The following is a 20,223-nucleotide window of genomic DNA, read 5'->3' on the forward strand; positions in this document are numbered from 1 at the left end:
AATTGATGTAAGAAGTGATAAAAAAGCGCCTTCCCCACATGGAAAGACGACGCCACTATTCTAAATTAACGTAAATCGACATACCGCTTACATTTCGTGCACTGGTAAAGATTAGCTTGCACTTCTTGATACTTCTTTAATTTCCGGCATGTTTGACAGGAAAGAGTGACAAAACGGCTAGAAAGGTCATTTACTACCACCCCTGAATCCTTATCTACTCCAATTTCTTCTTGTTCCTCTTCAAACACGCGGCTGAATAATGCATAAGTCACCATTACAGTAATAATCCCCAAAAAAAGCTCACCCAATTCATTTAACCTTCCTCCCTACCGTTTAATAAGTAAACTAGCTCTCCTCCACCATTATTAACTAGGACCACTCTATAAGAAGTTTGTGTGCAGAACTCTTGCTGCAGCTTATCCACTAGTTCTACATTGTTCAAGCATAAGTCGATTAACATCCTCGCCAGAGCCGTCGGCTTCATGTTGCAGGCCGTGGCTAGGCGGTTCAGCTTGAAAGATTGCTTGTTCGTTAGCGAAACATTCACCCAATAAATTTTCTTTCCACCTAATCCCTTCCCGATTAAGCGAAGGGCCATGCACTTGTATAGTCAATACAAACTGGAGGCGGTAACTTGAACGACTTACTAGAAGCAAAACTAACAATAGCACGCATTAAAGTAAATCTTCTTGATTTAGCTGGCGAACTGATTGCCGATGACATATCCGATAAAGAGTATGCGATTAAGAGAATAATGAAGGTAGTGGAATATATTGATGAGTCTGACGTAAAGATTAAAGATATAGATTTATCCTGCCCTTAGCTTTGGTATGACCGCTTGCCATATGGAATTAGGGATATTACCCAAGATAATTCAGTTTCCAACGTTAGTTTTCTATAAATCGAGCATTCAGTTAGCACTATACTGTTTAATCTAATACAACCACTCTGACTACATCCTCAAATGTCACCGGTTCGAATACGCCTGGCTTCACCTCGACCTTGAGCTGATGAGTTATCGGATCAACGTTAATAATTTGACCAGTCATATCCTTTGTAAATCCATCCTCACATACCTTTAGTTTCACAACCAAGTTATATTCCATTGCATAAGCGATATTTAGGTCAAATTCCACCGTTTGATAATCATCTAATACCGGCTTTGCCAATCGCTCCTGGTCCTTGAAGCATCTCACGGTGCATCTCGAATGCTAATGGCATGAATGAGGCTGGCTGCCATTTTAATTTACCTCGATCTCGTATTGTCATTTCTGTCACCCCCCATCACCTTTATTATATACGAACAAATGTTCTTTATTTAGTGAAAATAAAACGCCTGAATTAGGCGTCAAAAAAAGCTCTTAATCAACAAAGGCACCCGTTAGCTTAAGTACATTTTTCCACAAACTTATAACAGGAATGCTGCCCACTTGCCCAAAAATACCTCTGAGCGAAAGGGTATTTACTATTCCCTATTCAAGTTGGTTCCAAGTTTTATATTTACACTATTTATGTCTACTTCTCCAAATCATGCTTTATAGAGTAAAAGAAAAACCTCTATCTAGGATAGAGGTTTCCATTAAAATCGATTGGATTTTTCATACATGGTCATGTCGTTGTGTTCCACACGACATGGAATACAAACCCGAAGATTCGTTGGCTTTAAACAATACTTACATGTTCCAATGACTTCCTCTTTCTTCTGAGGAGGAGGCAAGGGAATATTCTTCGCCCATAACAACTTCCTCCCTAAATCAGCCAATAGAATTCTTCCATCTTCAATCGTCACTAACGTTAAGACTTCAAGTTGTTGCAAAATGATTTCTGGACCTATGAACGTATGTTGTATATATTCATTTTCCACCTTTGAAAAACAGTTGAACTTCATAATATCCACTACATAACTAGGTTCTGAACCTTTAATTATGTTTAAAATATTTATATGGTCTATTAATATACGTGCACGAGGATTATATTGATAGCCTTTTTGAAGTAGATCTTCAACCGAAAAAGATAATTTGTCCATTAAATGGTGAGTAATATAATGATTGATGATTCCCTCATAATTGACATGATTCCATACTTCTGTATAAGCGTTATATTCTTTTGGATCATAGACAATTTTATCGTAGTTACTATGTGGCGAAGGGTACCTTAAAAATTCAGCCTCCACTTGGTTAATTAATATTTTTTCACGGTTTCCTCCACCTGGTTTAATTGCTATGATCATGTATTTCTCCCCACCTATATGTTAGTAATCAATATTTATAGTATCTGCCCTACTAAATTCCAAGAAATATTTCTACCTTTAAAATAGAAAGAGTGTTCTCCCCGTTTAATAAAAATATAAAAGGATGGAATCATTGATCCAGTCCTAAAGAACTCTTTTACTGTTATTTCCATTCCACAAATCGACTGCTACGATAAATCCCTAATATTATTAAACCCCTGGTTTGTGCATCTCCTCATTTCTACCCCACTTAAGGCCTGCTTGTGAAAAAATATACAACATAACAAGTACACCTGGAGCAAAACTGATAAAAACTAAAAAAGATTCCGAGAGACCGGTGGAATATTCACCTGTAAAGCTATGAACTCTATGGTCAAGATAATAGGAGTGAGCTAAAAACAAAGGTGTGACAAGACTAGATAGCATTACTTTGTATTGTTTTTTAGTTACAAGCTTAATGTTATGTTGTTTTTCTAATTTATCTAAAGAATCTAATGAAAAGAAGCCAATGATACAGGCAACAAAGGAAACAACGGCTAATATTGTTATGATATTTTTGATTAGAAATACAATAACCGTAACAAGTGCAATGCCGATAATTAAAATAAATAATAAATTTTTCATATAAACTCCCTTAAGCGTTTAGATTGTTTGAAGGATTTCCATCAGGGTTACTCCTCCCATAACCTCCGCTTTCTTCTTTGGATAACTTAGTGGAAGCTTCACCATCGCCATCACGATAGTACCCTTCAACAACGGTTCCATCTTGTTTTGTATAGCCACTTACTTCATGAGGATTTACAAAGTGAGTACCAGTTTCAGGAACATCTGTAGGAATGTCCATAACTGTACCCGCAAACTCTCCTAGAATTGAATCGCTTAATAAAGCATCGAGCAATAACGTAAACGGGATGATTACGATAACGTAACGGATAACTAATATAGGCACGTATCTTATTGTTCGAAACCAAATGACTAGATTAATCCACAAAACAGTCCAAATGGTCAAGAACCAACCATCGTATAATTGCATCGCTAAAAAAAGTGTAAACAAATGAAAAGCTATACTTAATATCATCGCACCTGGCTGATTCCTACAGATGGTAACGAGATCTTCTGTTATTTTGATGAAACGATAGCCTTTGAACACTAATCCTAATACAACAAGGATGGGTAAACCGAAAAATAGCATGATTTTATCTCCTAGTGTTTATGTATTTGAGTTGTTTTCTCAAAGAATTTACCTATAATTATATCGACCAAGAATGATGAAGTGTTTAGTTGTTTTAAATAAGAAAAAGCCGTCTGGAACCGCAGAGGGGATCTTAAAGTAATGACCTGATAGTTCAAAACTTATAATATTTTTAATGCCTCATTTACTGCCCAACTTTGATGTTCGTGGAACAAATTTTCTACTGCTTGAGTCGGTTCAATCCATATAAGGAAGTTATCCTCTTCTGTTGGTTTACTTAGCTGCTTACCCGTTTCGCATAAATAAAAATAACCTTCGCTAAGGTAATACTTGTATTCATTGGTGGAATAAAAATATCTTAGGGCACATCCTAAAAATCGACCAATTTCAAAATCTATTCCCATTTCTTCTATGCTTGCTACACGCCAATGGAAAAAGCCTTATTCGAATTTATGTTTTCAACTGGTTGTCGTATTGGAGAAATTGTTTCCTTAGAGAAAAACAGCATTAATTAGTCAAATCGATCAACTATTGTCTGTAAGGAGATAAAGAAAGGGGAGTTTACTTTAATATAGAAATATCAGTTACTAATGCCCAAAACAAAAGGTTCAGTCCGTACAATTCGTATTGATGATATGTTGGTCAATATGTTAAAGAAGCATCGGGTCAAACAAAATGAGGTCAAATTAAAAAAACGGATCATCTACCAGGACAACAATTTTATTTTTGCTCGTGAGGATGGTCACCCTCAATTAAGAAAAGTGGTGGAGACACGGCTTAAACGATTACTGAAAAAAGCTGGAATTACGAAAAATATCACACCGCACAAATTTCAGCACACGCATACTTCCTTATTGATTGAAGCCGGGGTAGGGATTAAAGAAATTCAACAAAGGTTGGGACATACCGATATTAATACCACAATGAATATTTATGCTCATATGACCGCTAATATGGAAGAAAAGGCCTCCCAGCAGTTTAGTAAACTGATGAAAGACCTTCTCCAATAGATCGGTTATTCTTTTTTCAACTTTATGCGGACAAGGTTTCCTGAAAACCTCTTCAAGCATTGATACGAAAAGGGTTTTGGACCCTAATTACATCATGCCGCCCATATAGTTTTAAGCTGTAACATTTTTAACGACGGTAGAAGAAAGGCCCGTCGAATCAGCATTCTGCAGGCATCGAGTGTAATATCTTTAACCCTAATTTACTTCGTTTTATTGGACTTCGTTAGCAAAATGTTAGCAAGTTGTTATACGTCAATGATTTATAATTGATAATTGACTTGATGTTTCTTATAACGGTAGCGGCGCAAATTCTGTTTGCGTCGCTTTTAAACCGCAGTTACATGATCCGCATGTGCGGAATGTATGAGGCAACACATGAGATGTTAGATGAGTTTAACTTTCAAGTTAATGGTATTGTTCAGTTATGGTCGCCTCTATTTTCTAAATTTTTTCCCTGCAACCGCCAAAAAAGCAACCATTCCACCATACTTACCAATAGCCTTGGCAATTTGCCCTGTCTTTGCTCCTCCTTTTGCTAAACAATGCCTACATATCATTCCCTCACCTGACTTTTTGCAAAAAATGCAGTTTTTCATTGTTACACCTCATCCTATTAATTGGCTTCCTTCGAATTCTATAGTTATTACATCCGCATTTTTCAGGAATGTTTGTTGTTGATAATTATTAAATGTTTCTAATATTAGATCTGGAGTTCTGTACCACATTAAATCTTCTTCACCTTCCCCTGAAACAGCTATAGTTGAAAGTGCGAGTATTTTAGATGAGGAAACTTGGACTAATGATTTAACAGACTCAAACGCTTTTAACATAGCCTTTTCATCTTTTATCTCATTATATGCCATAGAGAGATAAACACATGCTTCAAAATATGCCTTAAAAGCCTCTTGGAAAGAATTGTAGCTTTCATTACATTTATCAAAAAATCCATTATTAAAAACAGATTTAAAGAATATTTTAATTTTACTTGAGGGTACATCGCTAATAAATTTTAATTCATCTTTTAGATACAACTCCAATTGATTTCTTCCCAATAATAGCATTCTTATGGCATGTTGAATTTCAGAGTATCTTTCTTTTGAAGGCTCATTCAAAGCACTTTCAAGAAGGTCTTTACCTGTATTAACCGTTGCAATTCTATCAGTAACCTGCCCCCGCTTTATTGATGTAGCAATCTTTTTCACTTCAGACAATTCTTCCAAAACCTGAGCAAGCTGTTGTTGAACAGCTAAACTAGCAATATTATTTGAAATGTCCTGTACCTTACCTAGTACATTAGAGTCAAGCTCGGTTAATCTTACATTATGAATAATGTTTTTTTTAGGATGAGTTTTATCAATTATCATAGAAATTATTTCGCCAGATTTTGAATGCATTAAATCATACTGTCCCGCTTGCATTTTCTCAACTATGTCTTTTGGAAATTGGGCAACATATATTTTTTGTGGATAAATAATATCCCTTAAATGTTCCGCTGTTGGTAGCAAGCCGGCGATATTAGTTAATATCCTGTTTGTTTTTGACTCAAATGTTTTTAGGAAGCTATCCTTTATCGTTTGGGAATTATATACGTTTTCAGAAATAAAATGCCTTTTATCTAATTTTAATTCATTCATCAAATTACCTTCTCCCAAGAGGTTTTTTAATAAGAGATTTTATGTTTCTGACTTTTTTAATTGGTTTTGAAGTTTCTGATATACTGAGATTTCTTCTTCAATCTCCAAAAGTTCCATTTGGTGTTCCAGTTCTATCTTTTTCTTTTTTAATTTTAATTCCTCTATACGGTAAGTTATATCTTGAAGTGAAATATCTCCTTTTCTATTTTTATCTAGAGCGTCTAGGTTCTTCTTAGTTAGCATTTTGAAAATTGTTTCTCCAGCTATAGCTCCTACCCCTCCTATCAAAGGAATTAACGTTGCCATCTTGCCTATTGAGGAATTCGTTGCTGTGGACTTCTCTTGAACTAATTTCATTAAATCTTTCTTCTCAACCAGGTAACCTTTTCCTTCTTGAATCGCCTTTAGGTCCCCTGTACGAATCCATCTACGGACAGTCTCCTCGGATACCTTTAACATTTCACTAATTTCTTTTGTTGTTAACATTATTATCACTTCCATTCGATACCAATACACACATTATACACACGTGTGTGTGTTGATGTCAACTATTACCAATATTTTTAAAACTTCTTCATTGTGATAGCTCAGATATATATTGAACCTGCTTTTCTATGTATTAAGGTAAATAAGCTGAAATGAAAAAGAGATGAAATTTATTGAAGTAAAGCTTGATTTCCTTTTCTGAAAAGGTTTTATTATAGTCACAATTAATGAGATAAATCCCTGAAAGGGTCAGAGCAGCTACCTCTGCCAAAACGCTGTAGTTTGCCGGTGCCTACAGGAGCGAACCGGAAAAAAGAATAACCGTGGGAAATGCCCTTAAGTCACGCTAAAAAAGAGGTCAGGTGAGCTGAGCCAATGCGACAAAGAAAATCAGCACTAGCAATCATTAGTCAAGGTCTTTCTGCTGTTTGGAACGGATTGCTGGAGAGGGAGCGGGAACGGCTCCTTGCAAGTAACGGTTCGGTGGAGTTTCGATTGGTTACGGCCAATGGTTCTTGTCACTATATATGCGGGCGAAACTGCGTATGCTTTAAAGGGCAAATGACAAGTTGAAGAAATTCAGGTATTAAACAGCAGCATCATCGGGTTCCCAGCTTTGCACTAAAGTATATACCCCATGATAAATACTACTTCCTCTGTCCCTAGAATCAAGAATATCTTGTTTTCTGGGGACAGGGGTGGGGTATTTTCATAGTCAGTAACCCGCATAACCTAAAAGTATATATCCTCCCAACCTGTTTTCGAAGGTTATTACTTTAAATGAAAATACGAATGATAAACAAAAAGCACTCCTACAATGAAGAGTGCGTAAAGTAAATCATCTACCATTACATATTTGCCGCTTGTATCTTGGCCTGTTCTATTACATCTTTAATGGTCTTAATTTCGTTTTTAGAGATATTATCACTCTGAATCACCATTTAACGTAAGCATTATTTCTTTGAAGCTTTCCAATCCGGCTTCAATGTTTTCAATAATCTCATTTGCCAGAAGATCTGGATCAGGGAGATTATCCAAATCTGTCAAACTCTTATCTTTAATCCAAAAGATATCAAGATTTGTTTTATCTCTCTCCAAAATCTCCTCGTAAGTAAACTTTCTCCATCTACCATCCGGATTATTTTCTGACCAAGTCTCAGTACGATCATTACGATTAGCTGGATTGTAACACTGAATGAAATCCTCTAAATCATTCATTGTCATTGGCTTTTTCTTTAAAGTATGGTGAACGTTTGTTCTGTAATCATAAATCCAAATTTCCTTCGTCCATGGATCTTTTGCACCTGGTCTATTATCAAAGAAGAGAACGTTCGCCTTTACTCCTGGTCTATAAAATATTCCCGTAGGTAAACGCAAAATAGTATGGAGCTCAGTAGTTTGAAGTAGTTGTTCTCTAACGATTTCCCCTGCCCCACCTTCAAAAAGGACATTATCAGGTAGAACTACAGCTGCTTGACCGGTTTCTTTTAAAAGTGTTCTGATATGTTGCAAAAAGTTTAACTGTTTGTTTGAAGTTGTCACCCAAAAGTCCTGTCGGTTATAAACCAAATCTTCTTTTTCCTGTTCTCCTTCCTCGTTGGTAATGGTCATACTTGATTTTTTTCCAAAAGGAGGATTTGCCAGTACATAATCATATCTTTTTCCTTCATCCGCTACTAAAGCATCCGCGGAAGAAATAAAAGTCTCGCCGTCAATTTCTCCAATGTTGTGGAGGAACATATTCATTAAGCACAATCGTCTTGTATTAGCAACTATCTCATTACCGTAAAAAGTTTTATTTTTTAAAAACTCTTTTTGTTCTCTATTTAACTCATCATGTTTTGTAATGTAATCATAGGATGCTAGGAAAAATCCACCTGTTCCACAAGCGGGGTCTATAATAGTTTTCATTGGTTCTGGCTGTACACAAGCAACCATTGCCTTGATAAGTGCTCTAGGAGTAAAGTATTGTCCAGCCCCACTTTTTGTATCCTCTGCATTTTTTTCCAAAAGACCCTCATATATCTTTCCTTTAAGGTCGGCCCCCATCATACTCCATTTTTCTTTGTCTACCATATCGATGATTTTATGAAGCTTAGCAGGGTCTTGAATCTTATTTTGCGATTTGGTAAAAATTTGACCTAATATTCCTTTATTTTTAGAAAGTTCTTTTAATACTTTATTATAATGTGTTTCTAACTCCGCACCTCTTTTACTTTTTAAAGTTTCCCAATCACAACCTTCTGGAACATTAATATTACGAAAATATGGAGGCTTGGCAAATTCATCCACCATCTTAAGGAATAGTAAATAAGTAAGCTGCTCCAAATAGTCACCATAACTTACTCCGTCATCCCTGAGAACATTGGCAAAACTCCATACTTTTGATATTATGTTAGCTTCGTTACTCATATTTCAACTTCCTCATTTCTCTTAATTCTTTCTAAAAACTTCTTGGCAGGTTCCCAATCCGGTTCATTATGGCAGGCTTCTAATACATCTTCACTTAGCAAAGTACCTTCAAATGCTTTTTTTAGAATACTTTGACGTAGTGCTTCTACTTTTTCAAGCCCTGCATCTATATTAGCTGAAATATGATCACAAATTGATAGGCGGGTTTCAATTTCTTTTACAATTTGTTCTTGTTCTTGATTTGTCGGAAATGGTATCCTTGTTTCTTTGACTTTTGTAAGATTTAGATTTGGTTGAACTCCACCACTGGAAAGCATTCTTATATCATTATAATTTTTAATAAAGAACCACTTCAAATACTTCTTCGATTTTTGATATTCGTTTTTAATTAGTACTGCTGCAATTGCTTGATTTGTTGCTGCATCGATCGCTAATTCAGAACATTTTCCTCGTGTTTTTCCTTCCCCATACATAGCTATTAAAAGAGTTCCCTTAGGAAATACTTTGCAGTTTGTTTCTTTTAATGCTTTTTCGGTAATGAAATCAGACGCTTCCTTTACAAATGTATTATTCAAAGCACCACTAGTGACCCAAGCAATATCTCCTTCGTTCCAATAAGAGGAATTTGACTTTTTGGGTGTTGCCCCAGTTGCAACATCAGCTAGTTCTCTCAAATAAACATACGAAATATCGCTAGAAACGTCATTTTGCTTCTCTCGCCATTCTTTGGTCAATTCCCCTTCAAAGGCCTTTTTTAACACAGCTTGGCGGTAAATTTCTAATTTCTCTTTAGCCTTTATAAGATTTGTAATACCATTATCTAACCCACTAAAAAGCTGCTCTATTTTGGCTACAATAGCTCTCTGTTCAGGGAGAGGAGCAATCTTAATAGGTAACTTAGAGAATATAGAAATCCAGTATCTTTTATGAGTATCCGTATTGTACCTAATAGTTTGCATATAATAGAAGACGTATTTAATATTCACTAATTTCGAAGTGCGTACTAGTATCTTCATTGCTGAGGATTTTACTTTAAATTTAAAATTCACAAATTGAGTTGCTGTTGTAAAATCATCAAATATTATTACGGGCGTATCTTTAAAAACGTTATGCTCCTCATTAGTATAGCCGAGAATAAACGACTTTCCAGCAGTTAGAACTGGAATCTTATAATTCTCACTATATTTTGTAGATTCAACAATGTAATTAGTTGGTTGTATATAATCTAGCATATCCTCTAGTTTTGCTTCTGCCCAATCTTCTCTTATCATGCTGTTAATACCTCATTTAGTTCATTAATTATTTCAAACATTTTGTCTCCAAATATTTGATACATTTTACCTCTTCCGCCTTGGGCATCAAAAGGTGTATAGTCTAAGTCATCCATTTCAAGATGAAAGCTTGTTGCTATATGGTCTTTAAGCATTCTTAACCAGTTCATCTGTTCTTCATTAAACTTTAGCGCTCCCGCTTGTTTCCCAAACACCCATTTCTGAAAGTTCTTATCGACTATTTTGTTATATGGGGTAAGCTGTTGGTCAACACCAGTAACTCTACGAATCAGTGATACTAATGCGATCAATTCATTTTTAGGTTTATCACCTTTTACCTTTTCCAGTTGGGAATACGCATCCCATACATAGAGTGGAGCAAGCAATGGTTTTTCCACTTTCAGTTTTTCCATTAGTTCCTTTATCATCTTAAAAGTAATTTCTCTTCTCCGATAAGGCTGGTCGTAAAAAATACTCAATGCGACGATTTCATCTTTGTTACCTTCTATATATTCTTTAAAATTTTTTACCATTTCCTCGGCCTTTTCTTTGGTGAAATTATCCCATTCCGCCCGCAAAACCTTATCTTGATTTACCAAATCAATTATCTGCTCATGAACCTTTCGAACATTTTCTATATATTCATTTAGTTCTCCTGTAAAAGTTCTAGCTGCATTCGTAGCCAATTCGTGTTGAACCTGTTTTTTACACTCTTCCTCTTTAGCAGGTGAACGATCATTTTCAGGAATTTCATTGATAATTGCTTGTGTTTTTTGTTCGATTATATCCGGGTCATAAGCATTGAGTAGATCTTTTACAACTGTATTTATTTTCTTCCCACAGCTAAGCTCTTGAAATTTAATTTTTTCCTCATCTGTAAGTATTTTTTCCAACCTAGTCAATCGGTTAGCTAAGGACGTAAACAAATCTTCATCCTGCACACCCATAGCTACTGCACCCAGTAGATCTTTTAGTGGTGTACTTGGTTTTCTTTCTAGCGGCCTGCTATCTGTTTTTTTGGATTTAGTAGCACCAATTGCATCAACAATCACGAAATGGGTTTTAGTGTGTTTTGCTGTACGGGTTACACGTTTCAGGTCATCGAATCCAATTGTTCTAGTTCCACGGCCTTTCATTTGTTCAAAGTAATTTATACTTTTTACATCCCTCATAAAGAGTAGTACTTCCAAAGGTTTCACATCGGTACCAGTTGCAATCATATCCACCGTAACAGCAATCCTTGGGGCCCATGAGTTTCTAAAACGGTTCAACACCGATTTAGGATCCTCATCAGCCTTATAAGTAACTTTTTTACAAAAATCGTTACTTTCATTAAATTCTTCTCTAATAATCTGAATAATATCGTCCGCATGACTATCATTTTTGGCAAAAACCAAAGTTTTGGGCGCCTCAAATTCACCATTTTCATCGAAGCGGTCAGTAAAAATCTTTGGAAGCGCCTCTTTGAAGGCTCTTATGATCTGCCTGATTTGACTAGGATTTACAACATCTTTATCAAGCTTATTAGAGGTATAATCGTAATCTTCGTCCAAACGGTCCCATCTTTTTTTACGAGACAGTTTTTCTCTTTTATCAACATACTCTTTTGCCTTAATTTTTGCCCCGGCATTTGTTATTTCTGTTTCGATAATAAACACATCATGGGGAACATTTACACCATCTACGACAGATTCTTCGAAGGTATATTCACTTACTACATTTTCGTTAAAAAATCCAAATGTTCGTTTATCGGGTGTGGCCGTTAGACCAATTAAAAAAGCATCAAAATAATCAAGTACTTGTTTCCATAAGTTGTAGATAGATCGATGGCATTCGTCAATTATTATAAAATCAAATTGCTCAATAGGGTTTTTCGCTGAATACTCTATCGGCAGGGGCTCTTTCTTTTGCCATTGCCAGCTCTTTTCATTAGGATTTTCCTCTTCAGTTGATTCATTTAACTCTTCGCCTTTTAAAATGGAATAGAGCCTTTGAATCGTTGAAATACAAACCTGACTGTCAGAAGCAATATAACTAGAATTTAACCGCTGAACATTATATAATTCGGTGAATTTTCTATTATCATCAGTTGGTTGGTATTTTAAAAATTCTTGTTCCGCTTGTTCTCCTAAGTTTTTAGTATCAACAAGAAATAGAATCCGTTTGGCATTCGCATATTTTAACAACCGATATACAAAATTACATGCTGTAAATGTTTTACCTGCGCCAGTAGCCATCTGAATGAGTGCTTTTGGCCGGTTATTTTTAAAAGAAATTTCAAGATTTTCAATAGCTTTAATTTGTGCTGGACGAAGCCCCTCTTTATTTAATTCTGGAATATCATGCAAACGACTTCGAAGAGTTTTATTCTGACCAAACCACTCCAACAGTGTTGAAGGTTGATGAAAATGAAATACAGTCCTTGAACGGGGTTTTGGATCCCTATAATCAGTAAATCTAGTTAATACTCCGGTACTTTCGTAAACAAATGGCAAAGGTTCTTTATTTAGATTGTATTTTAATGTTGACATTGCATAACCTGAAGACTGTTCTTCAACTACGGTTATCCTTTGTCCTTCTTCTTCCTCTTTGGCTTCTATAACACCTACAGGCTTTCTGTCAACAAACAGCACATAATCAACCCGACCTACGTCTGTTTTTAATTCTCGGACTGCAACACCAATACCAGCAGATAAGTTTATCTTATTCTTGGATTGAACTATCCATCCTGCTTGCTCTAACATTAAATCAATTTTATCTCTTGCTTTTTGTTCTGGATTCTGATTAACCAATTTTTCACCCCATTTCACATACTCCGAAACCTACTTCATATCTTGTCTAGTTCCATTATACCAAGAAAAGTTCTCATATTTTCAAGTATCTATAGGAAATCCTCTGGGTTTTTTCCATTATTTTCAGATTGATTATATCTTTGTAATGGTTATGTTTCTTCCTGTCGGTGGATGAACTACCGAACAAATTATTAAAACAGGAGGAAATACAGCATGAAAATCACAATCAAAACCCCTTCACATAAAATCCGTAACAATACAGAAAAGGCGATCAATCGTCTAAGAGAAAGAGGGCTAGCATCATGAGCACAAAGCAACCTCAGTGCATTGAGAAGCTCCGACAAACCGTTCATACGGGAACTTTATCACACTTTATTTTCAATAGCTTCCTAGAATACCAGAAACAAAGGAGGGAACTTAATGAACAGAAACGACATTAAGACTGCCTTCCCCGGCGCCAAAAAGGGAATTATACGAGTGTTCATTAAGCGAACCGCACGAGAAGATTCTGCACAGTTGCACTTCCACTTCCCAATTGAGGAGCCAGAACAGGACTAAATAGTATAAAACACACCTTTGCCCGTCAAAGCTGATAGGACGGAGGTGAGATGGAATGAAGAAACGTGTGAGATTACAGACTGCTCCACAAATCAATACGGCAACGAACCTTTGGCTTCAGCATTTAATCAGCCGCGTGGTTGTGGAGCAGCTACAGCTGCCGCCCCGCTTAAAAGCGAAGCTGCTGTACGAAACGTTATCAAAACAAGAACGGAGTGAATGAAATGGAACAGAGAAAGCTCCATGTATTCTTCCGGCGTGTAAGCACTGTTAATCAGGATTTAGAAATGCAGATCACAGCAGATGCGCCATTTCGAGAAAAGCTGCTGCCGGAAGAAATACATGTGATTGATGAATTTGCAGTATCAGCAAACAAAAAAAGCACAGAAGAAAGACCTGAGATGTTAAAACTTATCTCGTTAATTAAACAAGACAAGGTGAGCACAGTCTATGCATTTGACCGAACGCGTCTATTCCGAAACTACTACGACGGCATGGAGTTCCAGGACGTCTGCAGAAAGCATGACGTCAGCCATGTGTATACCTCAAGCGGGCAAGGACATTTACAAGCCACGGACAGCACATTTCTAGAAGGAGTGCTTTTAATGTTTAGCAACATTGAAGGTCAGAACATTGCCCGCAGGACGAATGAAGTGCAAAGAAGATGTCCACCTAAAAAGCTTGGTTACACAAAGGTTTCGGAAACAAAGCAATATGTGAAAAGCCTGGACAATAGAGAGTCAGTACATTCGTACTTCGATGCGCTTCAAAATGTCCTTACAGTTGAGGACCTATCTCATACCTTAAAGATATTTCGAAAGAAATTCAGCCGTACCGATGAACAGCTCCTTAAAGTGTCCCAGGACCCGTTCTATGCTAGCTATGATCTACACCAAGGAGAAGTTCATCTTCCCTATGTGGAGTCATATCTCACCCTGGAGGAATTTAAGAATCTGCAGTCTAAGCTAGAGCCTTTGCGTAACGAATATGTAGAGCAGATTCAGCAGTTAAAAAAACAAAATGTAATAGAACCTTTGTGCGGTTACTGTCAGCAGCCTATGCGCTACCGTATCAATAAGCTAAATGGCACTGCATACTATTCCTGTTCTCGAAAACATCCAAAAGTATGTATCTCAATTGCAGATATGCAGGGTTCCATTAAAACTGCCCTTACCGAAATCATCAACAAATTAGACGGTAAACTGATGCTTAAACAGTCACAGCAGCAAATCAAACAAATTCGTCAAACTGTTGAGAAAGAACTGCAATCTATGGAAAGGGAAATCGAAGGAATTAGACGTGAACTGCTCTATCAAGAAGATTATCAAAGCAATTGGAATCAGCATCCGAAGTACAAAAAAATAACTCAGCTACAAGAAGAGAAGAACAAACTTTTACAAGATTTGCATGAACGTGAGCAGTCATTACAAGAGAACAAACAGATCGCAATGCAGCTCAACAAGTATTTATCAGAATATCTTGAGGAGAACAGTAGTTTATTAGCCCTTATGTTTATAGAACATATTTTTGTTTACAGAGATATCGTTGATTTTGAGGTAGCGAAATTTGATTATCTGCAGGACATTAACGAAGAACTAACTTATTTGGGAGGAGAGGCAATTTGAGAACAGCATTTGGCTATATTAGACGATCGTCATATAAACAGCTGGAGAACAACAGCGTAGAGCTTCAGAAAACACGCATCAGGGAGTTTGCGAATAGAAAAGGGCTGATTGTTCCTGACGAATTCCTCTTCATTGAAGATGCCACAAGTGCCTTTTCTAAAAGGGCCAGCCAACGAAAGGAACTGATGCGGCTAAAACACAGAATGATAGAAAGCAATGTTTCGTGCGTCATTTTTAGTGAAATCTCGCGAATGGATCGTACCGCATACACCTTTGTTCAAGACTTCTATCTGCCACTATCAAGACATATGACGGATTTAGAGGTTTTTACCACAGATGCAGACGACTCTTGGGATCCAAATAACCCACAGGTGCAGCTGGCACTCCTGTTATTCCGTCAGGAGTCTGAAATTAAGTCAGAACGCGCGCTAGGATGTCTCATGAGCGTTCTGGAAAACGAAACAGTCAAACGTCCCGGCTCCTCCGTTCCCTATGGGTATGACCAGAAGAATAAACAACTGGTGCCTAATAACGAGGCTGATGTTGTAACATTCATCTTCTTTCTCCATAGCTGGGGAATCTCTATGAACAAGATTGCCTCCACATTAAATGAAGCATCTATTCCTTCACCTAACGGCGGCATTTGGAGAACCAGCACAATTGAGAATATACTCAAAAATCCAGCCTATACTGGACAAATTGTGTGGGAGATTCGGAAAGGCAAGAAAAAGGACACATACACCTTTGACCATTCGCATGAAGCATTGGTGGACCGCTTTCTGCTGCACCTTATTAACACAAATCTGAAGCTGCAGAAGGAGTATGGACGCTTAGAGACACCGTTCCTGTTTTTGAATAAGCTGATTTGCCAGCAGTGCCATAGTACCTTAGAAACGCAGAATGGATCTACAAAACGGAACGGAAAGAAGTACCTGTATCAAGATTATGTCTGCAAGTGCTGCGGCTACAAACTGGATATGAATGAAGTCCATTCATCCCTCTTCCCACGAGTACTGCGGCATGTACAAGACATTACTGCGAGCGAACAAGTAAAAGAAAGAACGGTGCACTATCTCTCAGCTATTGAGCAAGTTCTAGAAGAATCTATTTCCAATTGCGAAAGCGACCTTGACAAATTGAATCGTAAAGGTTGTATTGCAAGAGAACAAAATGACCGTGAGTTTGAGTTTCTTGTGATGGACGAGCAAAGACAAGTCCTCCGCTTGAAGAACTCCTACGAGCATAGTCAGGATGTTCTCGCTGACCTGCATGAAGCCATCCAGTCAGAGATGTTCTTCACACGCTTCGACCACCTGCTTGAAAGCCAACTGGACAATGCAGAGATGCGCTTAATCATTTTGTATTTCGTAGATGAAGTTCAGGTTGCGCCGCAACGACCAGCCCGAATTATTTTTCAGGAGAATCCACTCGATCACCTTGTGTCTTCTCCCAATGGATAGATTCCAGAACAATTTGTACCAGCCTTCGGATGAACTGCCGAACAAAACTTGCAGCCTCACCGCTAATGAGGATACTGCTTAAATGAATCCCTTGTTATCAAGGGATTTTCAAAGAAGCTGTTCGGTAGTTTATCCGTAATGGTATACCAATCCGGACAAAGTACAGAAAAACATTACTAGTATAGACAAAGAACCGAAATATATACAAACAACTACTTGGAGGGGTTTACTTTGAATACAACAAAACAATTTACAACTTGGGATTCTTTACCCGATACACTAACGGCAACGCACATCGCGCAATTCCTTGGCATCTCCAGAAAAACAGTCTATGAACTATTCAAACTGGATGTAGAGCATGGTGGCATCCCAAACTTTGAAATCGGCACTTCCAAACGTGTGGAGAAATCGGACTTAGAGACGTGGATTGCTGACCAAAAGCAGAAAAAAAGTTCGAGCCGTGCAGTTTGATCGTAGAAGAGGCTAGTAAATAGACCAAACGTATCCACTCAGCAAGCAGTGGAAATAATAGATAACCATTGCAAATATAATTCACCAAGAAAAGAGGTCTAAGGAACATGAAAGGACATTTTTACCGAAGAGGCTGCACCTGCAACAAGAAGCGTTGCACCTGCGGATCTACTTGGAGCTTCGTAATCGACATCGGTAGAGACCCCTCTACCGGCAGGAGAAAACAAAAAACGAAAGGAGGGTTTCGCACTAAGCAAGAAGCGGAAACAGCCGCTACCGATCTTATATACGAACTCAATCAAGGCACTTATGTGCAAGAACAGAATGTAGTATTTAAAGATTTTGCAAGCGAGTGGCTACTTATGTACAGCGAGAAGAATAACGTAAAGCCTGGCACCATTCGTATCCGGCAACATGAGATCAACAAGTTACTGCCGTACTTCTCTCTTTTAAAGCTGAAGGACATTACATCTAAACGGTATCAGGATGCTTTAAATGATCTCAAGGAGAAAGGATATGCCGATAACACGCTGGACGGTGTTCATCGTACGGGCAGAATGATTTTCAAGAAAGCTATTGAAATGAGGCTGATTAAAAATGACCCAACAGAATTTGCGTACCTGAAAAAAGACAGAAAAACTATTGAGGAATTAGAAGAGCAAGAAATCCCCAAGTATATGGAAAAGGAGGAGCTAGCTTTACTATTGCAAACAGCTGCTCAAAAAGGTTTAGATATGGATTATCCAATCTTCCTTACCCTTTCCTATACAGGAATGCGTGCAGGTGAATTAGTAGCCCTCAAGTGGAAGGACATTGACTTTGAGGAACATACCATTAGCATTACAAAAACGTACTATAACCCAACAAACAATACGCTGGAATATCAATTGGTGCCGCCTAAGACGCGGAAGTCCAGACGAACCATCGTGGTGGATGAAGAGGTGATTGCCGCCCTTAAGAAGCATATGCTTGCGCAACAGAAAGTGCAGAAGTACTTTGGTGAAGCTTATCTTGACGAAGAATTTATTTTCGCCAAGAGCGAGAAACAACCTGGCTATCCTATTTTCATCAAGACCGTGGAAAACAGAATGGCGCGGCTGCTGAAGCTGGCCAACTTAAGCCCAGAGCTCACGCCTCACTCTCTGCGCCACACACATACATCATTGTTAGCAGAAGCAAAAGTAGGCTTAGAAGAGATTATGGATCGCTTAGGTCACTGCGACGACGAGACAACTAAAAACGTCTATCTGCACGTAACGAAAGAAATGAAAAAAGAGGCTTCCCACAAGTTTGCACAACTCATGAGAAACCTCTAATTTTAGGAGAGAAATGTTAGCAAGATGTTAGCATTACGCTCCCCTCTTACATAAAACCCTCATATATCAAGGGGTTTGGGCTATGATTACATCATGCCGCCCATTCCACCCATACCGCCCATGTCAGGCATACCCATGCCTGAGCCAGCTGGTTCTGGTTTGTCAGCAACAACTGCTTCAGTTGTTAAGAACATAGCCGCTACAGATGCAGCGTTTTGTAATGCATAACGAGTAACCTTAGTTGGGTCAACGATACCCGCTTGGATCATGTTTACCCATTCGCCAGTTGCAGCGTTGAAACCAGTACCGATTTCTTCGCGCTTTAAGCGGTCAACGATTACAGATCCTTCAAGGCCAGCGTTGTGAGCGATTGTACGTACAGGCTCTTCCATCGCACGTAATACGATGTTGATACCTGTTGCTACGTCGCCTTCAGCTACGATTTCAGCTACTTTGCTGTATACGTTAAGAAGGGCTACACCACCACCGGATACGATACCTTCTTCAACTGCAGCACGAGTTGAGTTTAAAGCGTCTTCGATACGAAGCTTGCGCTCCTTTAATTCAGTTTCAGTTGCAGCACCTACTTTGATTACTGCTACACCGCCAGCTAATTTAGCTAAGCGCTCTTGTAATTTTTCACGATCAAATTCAGAAGTTGTTTCTTCTAATTGAACACGGATTTGGTTGACACGAGCTGCGATCTCAGCAGAATCTCCTGCACCTTCAACGATTGTTGTATTTTCTTTAGTAACTACCACTTTAGCCGCACGGCCTAAAGAGTTGATCGTTGTAGTTTTAAGTTCACGGCCTAACTCTTCAGTGATAACTTCCCCGCCAGTTAGAGCAGCAATATCTTCAAGCATTGCTTTACGACGGTCACCAAAGCCTGGAGCTTTAACAGCAACAGCATTGAATGTTCCGCGTAGTTTGTTCACTACTAGAGTAGAAAGTGCTTCACCTTCAACATCTTCAGCAACTAATAATAGCGGCTTGCCTTGTTGAACGACTTGCTCAAGAACTGGAAGGATTTCTTGAATGCTAGAAATCTTCTTGTCTGTAATTAAGATATATGGATTTTCTAAAACAGCTTCCATTTTATCTGTGTTTGTTACCATGTAAGCAGAAGTGTATCCACGGTCGAACTGCATACCTTCTACTACATCCAATTCAGTTGTGAAACCTTTTGATTCTTCAATCGTGATAACGCCGTCGTTGCCAACGCGCTCCATTGCTTCAGCAATCAATTGGCCCACTTCTTCGTCAGCTGCAGAGATCGAAGCAACCTGTGCGATAGAAGCTTTGTTTTCGATTGGTTTAGAAATGGCTTTTAATTCTTCAACCGCTGCTACAACTGCTTTTTCGATTCCTTTACGGATACCCATTGGGTTTGCACCTGCAGTTACGTTCTTTAGGCCTTCGCGAATCATCGCTTGAGCTAGAACTGTTGCAGTTGTTGTACCGTCACCGGCAACATCGTTTGTTTTGCTTGCTACTTCAGCAACAAGTTTCGCACCCATGTTTTCGAATGCATCTTCTAATTCGATTTCTTTTGCGATGGTTACACCATCATTAGTGATAAGTGGTGAACCAAATTTTTTCTCAAGAACCACGTTGCGTCCTTTAGGTCCAAGAGTAACTTTTACTGCATTTGCTAGAGCATCAACACCACGAAGCATTGCGCGGCGTGCATCTTCACTAAACATAATCTCTTTAGCCATTGTTTAAAAACCTCCTCATATCTATTAAGTTCTTTGTATTTTTTA

Annotated in this window: 24 protein-coding genes; 9 read left to right on the forward strand and 15 right to left on the reverse strand. The window is 38.1% G+C overall.

Annotated elements, in window-relative coordinates:
* Positions 1-65 precede the first annotated feature (65 nt).
* Positions 66-293 carry a hypothetical protein gene (locus RCG22_RS14220; RefSeq protein WP_308103522.1) on the reverse strand — a complete coding sequence of 76 codons (228 nt, stop codon included), beginning with the start codon at positions 291-293 and terminating at the stop codon, positions 66-68.
* 123 nt (positions 294-416) lie between these two features.
* On the reverse strand, positions 417-551 hold the full coding sequence (locus RCG22_RS14225; protein WP_308103523.1) for a hypothetical protein: 135 nt from the start codon (positions 549-551) through the stop codon (positions 417-419).
* Positions 552-634: 83 nt separating this feature from the next.
* On the opposite strand from RCG22_RS14225, the gene RCG22_RS14230 reads away from it, so the two are divergent.
* Entirely contained in the window at positions 635-823 is a 189-nt protein-coding gene (locus tag RCG22_RS14230) for a hypothetical protein (RefSeq protein ID WP_308103524.1), read from the forward strand.
* 106 nt (positions 824-929) lie between these two features.
* Here RCG22_RS14230 and RCG22_RS14235 read toward each other — a convergent pair whose 3' ends face one another.
* The 6 genes from RCG22_RS14235 to RCG22_RS14260 all read right to left on the reverse strand — a co-directional run bounded on the left by RCG22_RS14235 (position 930) and on the right by RCG22_RS14260 (position 3,826).
* Entirely contained in the window at positions 930-1,169 is a 240-nt protein-coding gene (locus tag RCG22_RS14235; RefSeq protein WP_308103525.1) for a YolD-like family protein, read from the reverse strand.
* Positions 1,147-1,269, reverse strand: coding sequence for a hypothetical protein (locus RCG22_RS14240; protein WP_308103526.1), 123 nt, complete (start codon positions 1,267-1,269; stop codon positions 1,147-1,149). The genes RCG22_RS14235 and RCG22_RS14240 overlap by 23 nt, the downstream gene beginning before the upstream one ends.
* A 310-nt stretch (positions 1,270-1,579) precedes the next feature.
* Positions 1,580-2,230 carry a hypothetical protein gene (locus RCG22_RS14245; protein WP_308103527.1) on the reverse strand — a complete coding sequence of 217 codons (651 nt, stop codon included), beginning with the start codon at positions 2,228-2,230 and terminating at the stop codon, positions 1,580-1,582.
* A 210-nt stretch (positions 2,231-2,440) separates the two neighbouring features.
* Positions 2,441-2,854 (reverse strand): hypothetical protein, encoded by a 414-nt coding sequence (locus tag RCG22_RS14250; RefSeq protein WP_308103528.1) that lies wholly within the window; start codon positions 2,852-2,854, stop codon positions 2,441-2,443.
* Between the two features lie 10 nt (positions 2,855-2,864).
* Positions 2,865-3,422 carry a hypothetical protein gene (locus tag RCG22_RS14255; RefSeq protein ID WP_308103529.1) on the reverse strand — a complete coding sequence of 186 codons (558 nt, stop codon included), beginning with the start codon at positions 3,420-3,422 and terminating at the stop codon, positions 2,865-2,867.
* 161 nt (positions 3,423-3,583) lie between these two features.
* Positions 3,584-3,826 carry an NUDIX hydrolase gene (locus tag RCG22_RS14260; RefSeq protein ID WP_308103533.1) on the reverse strand — a complete coding sequence of 81 codons (243 nt, stop codon included), beginning with the start codon at positions 3,824-3,826 and terminating at the stop codon, positions 3,584-3,586.
* Positions 3,827-4,012: 186 nt separating this feature from the next.
* Between RCG22_RS14260 and RCG22_RS14265 the strand changes: the two genes are divergently transcribed.
* Positions 4,013-4,432, forward strand: a complete 420-nt coding sequence (locus RCG22_RS14265) for a tyrosine-type recombinase/integrase (protein WP_308103535.1) — start codon at positions 4,013-4,015, stop codon at positions 4,430-4,432.
* Positions 4,433-4,866: 434 nt separating this feature from the next.
* On the opposite strand, the gene RCG22_RS14270 is transcribed toward RCG22_RS14265, so the two are convergent.
* Genes RCG22_RS14270 through RCG22_RS14280 form a run of 3 tightly spaced genes read right to left on the reverse strand, consistent with a single transcriptional unit; the run spans position 4,867 to position 6,552 of the window.
* On the reverse strand, positions 4,867-5,028 hold the full coding sequence (locus RCG22_RS14270) for a hypothetical protein (protein ID WP_308103536.1): 162 nt from the start codon (positions 5,026-5,028) through the stop codon (positions 4,867-4,869).
* 9 nt (positions 5,029-5,037) lie between these two features.
* Positions 5,038-6,066 carry a hypothetical protein gene (locus tag RCG22_RS14275; RefSeq protein WP_308103537.1) on the reverse strand — a complete coding sequence of 343 codons (1,029 nt, stop codon included), beginning with the start codon at positions 6,064-6,066 and terminating at the stop codon, positions 5,038-5,040.
* Positions 6,067-6,105: 39 nt separating this feature from the next.
* Entirely contained in the window at positions 6,106-6,552 is a 447-nt protein-coding gene (locus RCG22_RS14280) for a helix-turn-helix domain-containing protein (protein ID WP_308103538.1), read from the reverse strand.
* A 375-nt stretch (positions 6,553-6,927) separates the two neighbouring features.
* Here RCG22_RS14280 and RCG22_RS14285 point away from each other — a divergent pair, with 375 nt between their 5' ends.
* A complete protein-coding gene (locus tag RCG22_RS14285; protein WP_308103539.1) occupies positions 6,928-7,125 on the forward strand; it encodes a hypothetical protein in 198 nt (65 codons plus the stop codon).
* Positions 7,126-7,476: 351 nt separating this feature from the next.
* Here the strand turns inward: RCG22_RS14285 and RCG22_RS14290 are convergent, their stop codons facing one another.
* From RCG22_RS14290 to RCG22_RS14300, 3 genes are read right to left on the reverse strand one after another with little or no spacing between them, the layout of a single operon-like run.
* Positions 7,477-8,964 (reverse strand): type I restriction-modification system subunit M, encoded by a 1,488-nt coding sequence (locus RCG22_RS14290; RefSeq protein ID WP_308103540.1) that lies wholly within the window; start codon positions 8,962-8,964, stop codon positions 7,477-7,479.
* Positions 8,961-10,235 (reverse strand): restriction endonuclease subunit S, encoded by a 1,275-nt coding sequence (locus tag RCG22_RS14295; RefSeq protein ID WP_308103542.1) that lies wholly within the window; start codon positions 10,233-10,235, stop codon positions 8,961-8,963. Before RCG22_RS14295 ends, RCG22_RS14290 begins: the two co-directional genes overlap by 4 nt.
* Positions 10,232-13,027, reverse strand: a complete 2,796-nt coding sequence (locus RCG22_RS14300) for a type I restriction endonuclease subunit R (protein ID WP_308103544.1) — start codon at positions 13,025-13,027, stop codon at positions 10,232-10,234. Before RCG22_RS14300 ends, RCG22_RS14295 begins: the two co-directional genes overlap by 4 nt.
* A 420-nt stretch (positions 13,028-13,447) precedes the next feature.
* Here RCG22_RS14300 and RCG22_RS14305 point away from each other — a divergent pair, with 420 nt between their 5' ends.
* The 6 genes from RCG22_RS14305 to RCG22_RS14330 all read left to right on the forward strand — a co-directional run bounded on the left by RCG22_RS14305 (position 13,448) and on the right by RCG22_RS14330 (position 18,457).
* Positions 13,448-13,585, forward strand: a complete 138-nt coding sequence (locus RCG22_RS14305; RefSeq protein WP_308103546.1) for a hypothetical protein — start codon at positions 13,448-13,450, stop codon at positions 13,583-13,585.
* A gap of 55 nt (positions 13,586-13,640) precedes the next feature.
* On the forward strand, positions 13,641-13,808 hold the full coding sequence (locus tag RCG22_RS14310; protein ID WP_308103547.1) for a hypothetical protein: 168 nt from the start codon (positions 13,641-13,643) through the stop codon (positions 13,806-13,808).
* A gap of 1 nt (position 13,809) precedes the next feature.
* Complete coding sequence (locus RCG22_RS14315; protein WP_308103548.1) at positions 13,810-15,210, forward strand: recombinase family protein; 1,401 nt, start codon at positions 13,810-13,812, stop codon at positions 15,208-15,210.
* Positions 15,207-16,670 (forward strand): recombinase family protein, encoded by a 1,464-nt coding sequence (locus tag RCG22_RS14320; protein ID WP_308103549.1) that lies wholly within the window; start codon positions 15,207-15,209, stop codon positions 16,668-16,670. The genes RCG22_RS14315 and RCG22_RS14320 overlap by 4 nt, the downstream gene beginning before the upstream one ends.
* A 231-nt stretch (positions 16,671-16,901) precedes the next feature.
* A complete protein-coding gene (locus RCG22_RS14325) occupies positions 16,902-17,141 on the forward strand; it encodes a helix-turn-helix domain-containing protein (RefSeq protein WP_308103550.1) in 240 nt (79 codons plus the stop codon).
* Between the two features lie 107 nt (positions 17,142-17,248).
* Positions 17,249-18,457 carry a site-specific integrase gene (locus RCG22_RS14330; protein ID WP_308103551.1) on the forward strand — a complete coding sequence of 403 codons (1,209 nt, stop codon included), beginning with the start codon at positions 17,249-17,251 and terminating at the stop codon, positions 18,455-18,457.
* An 86-nt stretch (positions 18,458-18,543) separates the two neighbouring features.
* On the opposite strand, the gene groL is transcribed toward RCG22_RS14330, so the two are convergent.
* Positions 18,544-20,178, reverse strand: a complete 1,635-nt coding sequence (gene groL, locus RCG22_RS14335; protein ID WP_166260559.1) for a chaperonin GroEL — start codon at positions 20,176-20,178, stop codon at positions 18,544-18,546.
* Positions 20,179-20,223 lie beyond the last annotated feature (45 nt).

The sequence above is a fragment of the Neobacillus nitrireducens genome (genome assembly GCF_030915405.1).
In the GTDB taxonomy this organism is placed as follows: domain Bacteria; phylum Bacillota; class Bacilli; order Bacillales; family Cytobacillaceae; genus Neobacillus.